Genomic DNA, 6,661 nt, shown 5'->3' on the forward strand with positions numbered 1-6,661 from the left:
CTGCCTCCCCTGCCTCCCCTGCCTCCCCTGCCTCCCCTGCCTCCCCTGCCTCCCCTGCCTCCCCTGCCTCCCCTGCCTCCCCTGCCTCCCCTGCCCCCTCCCCTCCCTGCTGTGCTAGCCAAGTTACCAACCAGCCGCAAATACCAATAGCTAACCCTAACTGTGTGACATCTACCTTGGCAAGAAAAATCGCCCGAACTAACAGCACTATCAAAGCATAAATAATTACGGTGGCAGGTAAACTAATACTTAACCGTCGGCGTCGGCGTCGGCGTAACCCGTCGTAGACATCGCGCCGATCTTCCTCACTTATCCCATTAGGCTGTTGGTAATTGTGATAAACTGTAATGATAGTTGTGCCGATCATTGCCAGATAAACGGCAATCAAGGGAAATCCTTTTAATTGCCAACCCCAATGCAGATAACTCAGCCCCAGAATATTTATTAGAGGTAATTTATCGGTAAGTAAATTGGGAAAAATACTACGATTTTTGGAGAGTAAAACAGTTATAGCAGTTAGGGTAGGACAGGCGATCGCAACTACAATCCAATCCAAAGGATTTTGCCACAATCGAAAGCTATCCATTGCCCAAAAGTTCACTGGGACTAACATCATGGTGACAATCAGCAAAGTTTGAGCCGTCAATCTAAGGTTGCTTTGCCTAGTTCCCCAAAAGCTTAATCCCCAGAAAGTTAAAGTATAAGCAAATAAAACTCCATACTGTCCAGAAGCCGGAAACCTTTCCCACTGACTCGCTGCCAGTACCCCAGAGGACACGACTACCAAGAATACCCCTAGAAAAAGTAGCCAACGCACACTCAGTTCTGCCCCTAATGACTGCAACATTGTGCTGATAAAGTTGGGTTTAGCTGGTTTTTGCCGCGGTTGTCTACCACTACTAGATTGTAAAGCTGCTATGGGCAACTCCTGCACGGGGTCGGAAGTTACAAACGCTACCTTTGTTTCAGCTTCAGGCTGGGGTTGCAACACCACCGTACACACGAGAAATTCTCGGCATAGCTGCCTAACTTGGGTATCGGATATCAAACCTAAGCGCAGCCATATTTCTAGTCCTTCCAATAAATGAGGATGGGAAGATGGCAGTCTAATTTCAAATTTTAGCGGGCGCTCAAGGGGGGATGACATAAGAGGGAGGGGGCAGGGGAGGCAGGGGAGGCAGGGGAGGCAGGGGGAGAATGACAAATCACAAATGACAAATGACTTTTGCCACGTTCTCTACTTATTACCATCTTCGAGTAATAGAATTAAGAACGAAGCCTTTGTAAAGGCTTCAACTATCAAAAGATAGAACCTGTAGTAGTCCACCAGAGCAACTTTGATGGGTGAATAAGTTCGTAGTAAGGACTTTAGTCCTTGATTTGAGCGCTAAAGCGCTGAAATCAAGCATTGTTGACTTGGCTGACTACTAGTAACAGATTTTACCGAATGTCAGTAAATCGAGAATCTGTGTCCCAAATAAGCTTGTAGCATATAAAACGCTTGTAAGATTTTTATGACTTCCCGTATTCGCTTTTTGATGTGTCCTCCTGACCACTACGATGTGGACTATGTGATTAATCCTTGGATGGAAGGGAATATTCACAAGTCATCGCGCGATCGCGCCGTGGAACAGTGGCAAGGACTACACCAGATCCTTAAACAACACGCCATTGTAGACTTAGTACCACCAGAAAAAGGTTGGCCAGATTTAGTTTTTACCGCTAACGCTGGCTTAGTACTAGGGGATAATGTCGTCCTCAGTCGCTTTTTGCACAAAGAACGTCAGGGAGAGGAGCCTTTCTTCAAACAATGGTTTGAGGCAAATGGTTATACAGTCAATGAACTCCCCAAAGATTTGCCCTTTGAAGGAGCAGGGGACGCACTGCTAGATCGAGAAGGACGCTGGTTATGGGCGGGATATGGTTTCCGCTCGGAATTAGATTCTCACCCTTATTTAGCTAAATGGCTGGATATTGAGGTGCTATCCCTGCGACTGATAGACGAACGTTTTTATCACTTAGATACCTGTTTTTGTCCCCTAGCAAATGGCTATTTGCTATACTATCCAGGCGCTTTTGATTCTTACTCAAACCGCTTAATTGAAATGCGAGTCGCACCGGAAAAGCGAATCGCACTTGAAGAGGCTGATGCAGTCAACTTCGCTTGTAATGCGGTAAATGTGGATAGCATCGTCATCATGAACAAGGCAAGTCATGCTTTGAAAACCCGCCTAGCAGATGCAGGTTTCCAAGTGCTGGAAACACCGCTTACCGAATTTCTTAAAGCTGGTGGTGCAGCTAAATGCTTAACTTTGCGGGTAACAGAACCAGTTAGAGATGAAATTCATGCCAATGTTTCGGTAGAAAGCCGTGTAATTCGCATGGAAGGACACTTGCTAGATGCAGGCTTAATTAACCGCGCTTTGGATTTGATTATAGACGCTGGGGGAAGTTTCAAAGTCCTGAATTTTAACTTGGGAGAACAGCGCCAAAGTACCTCAGCAGCTGAAGTGAGAGTATCAGCGCCATCCCATGAGGTGATGGAAGAAATCATCTCAATGTTGATTGATTTGGGTGCTGTAGATTTACCCCATGATGAGCGAGACGCTAAACTCGAACCGGTAATCCAAGATGGTGTTGCGCCCGATGATTTCTACGTTAGTACAATTTATCCCACTGAAGTCCGAATTAATAGTCAGTGGGTAAAGGTGGAAAATCAACGGATGGATGGCGCGATCGCAATTACTCAAACTGCCAATAGCTTCGTCGCTCGGTGTAAAATACTCCGAGATTTAAAAGTTGGCGAACAGGTAATTGTAGACGTTCTAGGTATCCGCACCATCCGCAAAACTGAATCGCGGGAACTACGCAGCACCCAAGAATTCAGCTTTATGTCGGCGGGGGTTTCCAGCGAACGGCGCGTGGAATTGGTTGTTGAGCAAGTGGCTTGGGAATTGCGGAAAATCCGCGATGCTGGTGGTAAGGTAGTTGTCACCGCGGGCCCAGTGGTAATTCACACTGGTGGCGGTGAACACTTGGCCCAACTGGTTCGGGAAGGTTACGTGCAAGCTTTGCTGGGTGGTAATGCGATCGCAGTTCACGACATCGAGCAAAATATCATGGGTACTTCCTTGGGTGTAGACATGAAGCGGGGTGTCGCCGTGCATGGTGGACATCGCCATCACCTGAAGGTAATTAATAGTATCCGCCGTTATGGCAGCATTCCCAAAGCTGTGGAGGCGGGAGCAATTAAAAGTGGCGTGATGTATGAGTGTGTCCACAATAATGTGCCTTTTGTGCTTGCGGGATCGATTCGGGATGACGGGCCTTTGCCTGATACCCTAATGGATTTGATTCAAGCACAGGAGGAATATGCTAAACACTTAGAAGGTGCGGAGATGATTTTGATGCTGTCATCTATGCTGCACTCCATTGGTGTGGGAAATATGACTCCGGCTGGGGTGAAAATGGTGTGTGTGGATATTAATCCAGCTGTGGTAACTAAGTTAAGCGATCGCGGTTCTGTAGAATCGGTGGGTGTGGTGACGGATGTGGGATTATTCTTGAGTTTGTTGATTCAGCAGTTGGATAAGTTGACAAGTCCTTATGTTAATAAGGTAGGTTAAGAGAACGAACCGCAGAGGCGCAGAGGGCGCAGAGAAAGGGAGATGACAAGAGTAGCTTTCGGTGAATTGCAGGTTAATTGGGTAAGTTGGATTGCTGATTTGTTGTTGGTAGGGATGGTTTTTGGCCCGCCTATCTCTCCCTTTTTGGCTGCGTCTGGAGTGTCTTTGCTTCCTGCGATTGCGGACATCATTTATTTCATGGGTAATCATGTCTGTCCGCAACCAAATATGGGGTTAGATTTAGCACCACCGTTTATTATGGCTGTGTGTATGCGCTGCTACGGCACTGTAACGGGTTTGCTGATTACTCGTCTGTTGTATGGGGTAACTGGTGGTAAAGGTTTTTACTGGTTGAATCAGTATGGCTGGAGTGGTGTAGCTTTAGCTAGTGTGCTGATGATGGCTTATCCTTTGGAATTAGCAGCACAGATTTTTAGTTTGTGGAGTTTTAATAACTATCTGGTTACGCCTTTTGGATTGATTACGGGTTTGGCGTGGGGATTGTTTACTATGCCGATTTTGCATGGGTGGCAAAGACGGGGGGACACAGATTTTAGTAATGAGCGATCGCCTGTATGATTTCACATAATAGTGCCACAGCTACACCCGTCGGAAGTAAGTGGGCGCAAATAATCATCACTGGCTCGTAGTTGCGCTAAAGCGCAAGAGGGCGCAACTACGAGCCAAATACAGAGATTTTACTTTTCGTTACATAGTTTGGTTTTATCTTGCCTACCTACTTAGCGATCGCTTTTTGCTTTAATTTAAGAAACTATTCTGACTCAGACAATTCCCTAAATCTGCTGTATTAACCTTGATTTTGCGCTAACCAAGCTTCTAAATCGGTTAAACTCGAAAAATCAAGCAAAGCCTCTGCTAAATCATCCAAATGTGTTGAGTCTAAAGCTTGAATTTTCAATAGCTGTGCAGGTGGAACAGTTCCGACTTTACGGCGAAGTAGTCGGATAACAATCGATAAAGCTTTTTCCTGCTGGATATCCTGATAAATTACAGACTCGCGCATAGCATCACTCCGTAATAACCTTTTAATCAGTTCTTTGTTTAATACTAACCCAGCTAATATTGCCGTTGACGCAGCAATATTACTTTGTGTCCGGGTATCGTTTATTTGCTCAATAGCTTCAGTAACCTGTTGTAATGTTCGCGTTTTATCCTCAGTTTGACTGAGGGTTGCGAATGGTAACAAACCAGGAGTATTTAAAAATATCTCGCTTGGTTGTTCCCAAAGACGAATGACTCCAAATTCATGACGGGTATTTTCTAAAACAAAAGTTGTCTGCTGGACTAATTCGGATGTGGTGGGTTGCAGGTAAATGACAACTTGATGCATCCGCTTTTGGGGAAATCTGCGATACACCCTTAAGCGATAATCAGTCATCCGAAAAGGAATTTCGGCTTTTGCTTCGGTTTGAAATTCGATATGCAGAACAATTTCATCTGACTGTAACAGAATTAACGCATCTGCTCGAATCGGTTCGAGGGATAATTCTGATGGACTGAGTTGGGTGAGTGCAATAGATTCGCCAAGTAACCAGGTGGCGAAATCGGCTGAAAATGACTCTGCTAAAAAGCGACAGACGTTATCAAACATAGACAGGTATTATATCAGCGAGGTCTTGTCTGTCACAAAGAGATTTTAGTAATGAGCAATCGCCCGAACTTGGGATAAAGCGATCGCCTGTATGATTTTATGATGATGGTGCGATCGCTCAATAGCCTGTCGTAGCGATCGCTCATTCATCACCAACACTACAAATACTTCTGCAACAATAACCCTAATTTTTCCTTCGTCGCAGCTGGTGCTTTATCCAACTGAGTCAAAATCGCATACTGCAACGCCGAATGCGCCTCACTCGGCGGTGGATTTTCACTCAACCGTCGCACAGTTTCTTGAATCACCTTTTGAGCATTCACAGCATTCCGCAGCAAATTGCCAATCACCAATTCCACCGTCACACTATCATGATCTGGATGCCAACAATCATAATCTGTCACCAGCGCTAAAGTTGAGTATGCAATTTCCGCTTCCCTCGCCAACTTCGCCTCTGGTAAATTCGTCATCCCAATGATTGTTGCACCCCAACTACGGTAAAGATTTGATTCCGCCTTGGTAGAAAAAGCCGGGCCTTCCATGCACACATAAGTACCGCCACGATGGAGAGTAACTTCTGGTAAATTGAGAGATGCGATCGCATCTGCCAAAACACCAGCTAAATTCTTACAAATCGGATCGCCAAAGGCAATGTGAGCAACAATTCCCTCACCGAAAAACGTTGAAATCCGATTTTTTGTTCTGTCAATAAACTGATCTGGCACCACCATATCCAGTGGTTTCGCCTCTTCCTTCAAGGAACCCACAGCACTAGCTGAAATTAAATACTCCACACCCAATTGCTTCATTGCATAGATATTAGCGCGAAACGGTAACTCTGAGGGTAAAAGTGTGTGATTGCGGCCATGACGCGCTAAAAAAGCTACCCGTGTACCATCCAAAGTCCCCAAAATTAAAGCATCAGATGGTGAACCAAAGGGCGTTTGAACATGCACCTCTTCTACATCTTTGAGCGCATCCATTTTATACAGACCACTGCCACCAATAATCCCAATACTCGCTTGAGTCATGATTCTGAACCTGTTCTTTGCTGATCTGCTAAGTTATTTTACCGAAAAGCGGAGTAGCAGAGAAGCCAACAAACAAAACGATTACATTTCGTGCCGCTAACACTATTGAATTATTACCCATTAATTGTCAGTTTACGCTAATTGAAGTGCAGAATTATAAGACTTTGGGAATTGTGGTGAAAAATCTAGCGTTAGCGATCTGATCGCAGTTTTTCAATTTGACCTCTGACTACGGGTGAGCAGTAGAAAAAATGCTTGCATATTCGTAATAATATCAACATGAGTCTTGATATCAATTTTATAGAACCCATTTGACATCTAAGAAGGTGCAGCAAGCCTCTTAACCATCAACCGAATAAAACAAAGATTAACCTTGGCAGTCGCATTAGCTA

General features: G+C 45.0%; 4 protein-coding genes and 1 pseudogene. 2 read left to right on the top strand and 3 right to left on the bottom strand.

Translation table 11 applies throughout. The features are described 5' to 3' along the window. Positions 1-1,147 (bottom strand): annotated as a pseudogene (locus V7K32_RS17555) (DUF2157 domain-containing protein); the annotation flags it as partial. A 367-nt stretch (positions 1,148-1,514) separates the two neighbouring features. On the opposite strand from V7K32_RS17555, the gene argZ reads away from it, so the two are divergent. Together argZ and V7K32_RS17565 are read left to right on the top strand one after the other, a co-directional pair. Continuing rightward, complete coding sequence (argZ, locus tag V7K32_RS17560; protein ID WP_334995107.1) at positions 1,515-3,626, top strand: bifunctional arginine dihydrolase/ornithine cyclodeaminase; 2,112 nt, start codon at positions 1,515-1,517, stop codon at positions 3,624-3,626. Between the two features lie 42 nt (positions 3,627-3,668). Further along, a complete protein-coding gene (locus V7K32_RS17565; RefSeq protein ID WP_334995108.1) occupies positions 3,669-4,205 on the top strand; it encodes a DUF2085 domain-containing protein in 537 nt (178 codons plus the stop codon). Positions 4,206-4,434: 229 nt separating this feature from the next. Here the strand turns inward: V7K32_RS17565 and V7K32_RS17570 are convergent, their stop codons facing one another. After that, positions 4,435-5,238: an Rpn family recombination-promoting nuclease/putative transposase gene (locus V7K32_RS17570; protein WP_334995109.1), complete on the bottom strand. Its 804-nt coding sequence runs from the start codon at positions 5,236-5,238 to the stop codon at positions 4,435-4,437. 158 nt (positions 5,239-5,396) lie between these two features. Next, positions 5,397-6,269, bottom strand: a complete 873-nt coding sequence (locus V7K32_RS17575; RefSeq protein ID WP_334995110.1) for an S-methyl-5'-thioadenosine phosphorylase — start codon at positions 6,267-6,269, stop codon at positions 5,397-5,399. Positions 6,270-6,661 lie beyond the last annotated feature (392 nt).

This window comes from Nostoc sp., assembly GCF_036917635.1.
Taxonomy (GTDB): Bacteria; Cyanobacteriota; Cyanobacteriia; order Cyanobacteriales; family Nostocaceae; genus Nostoc.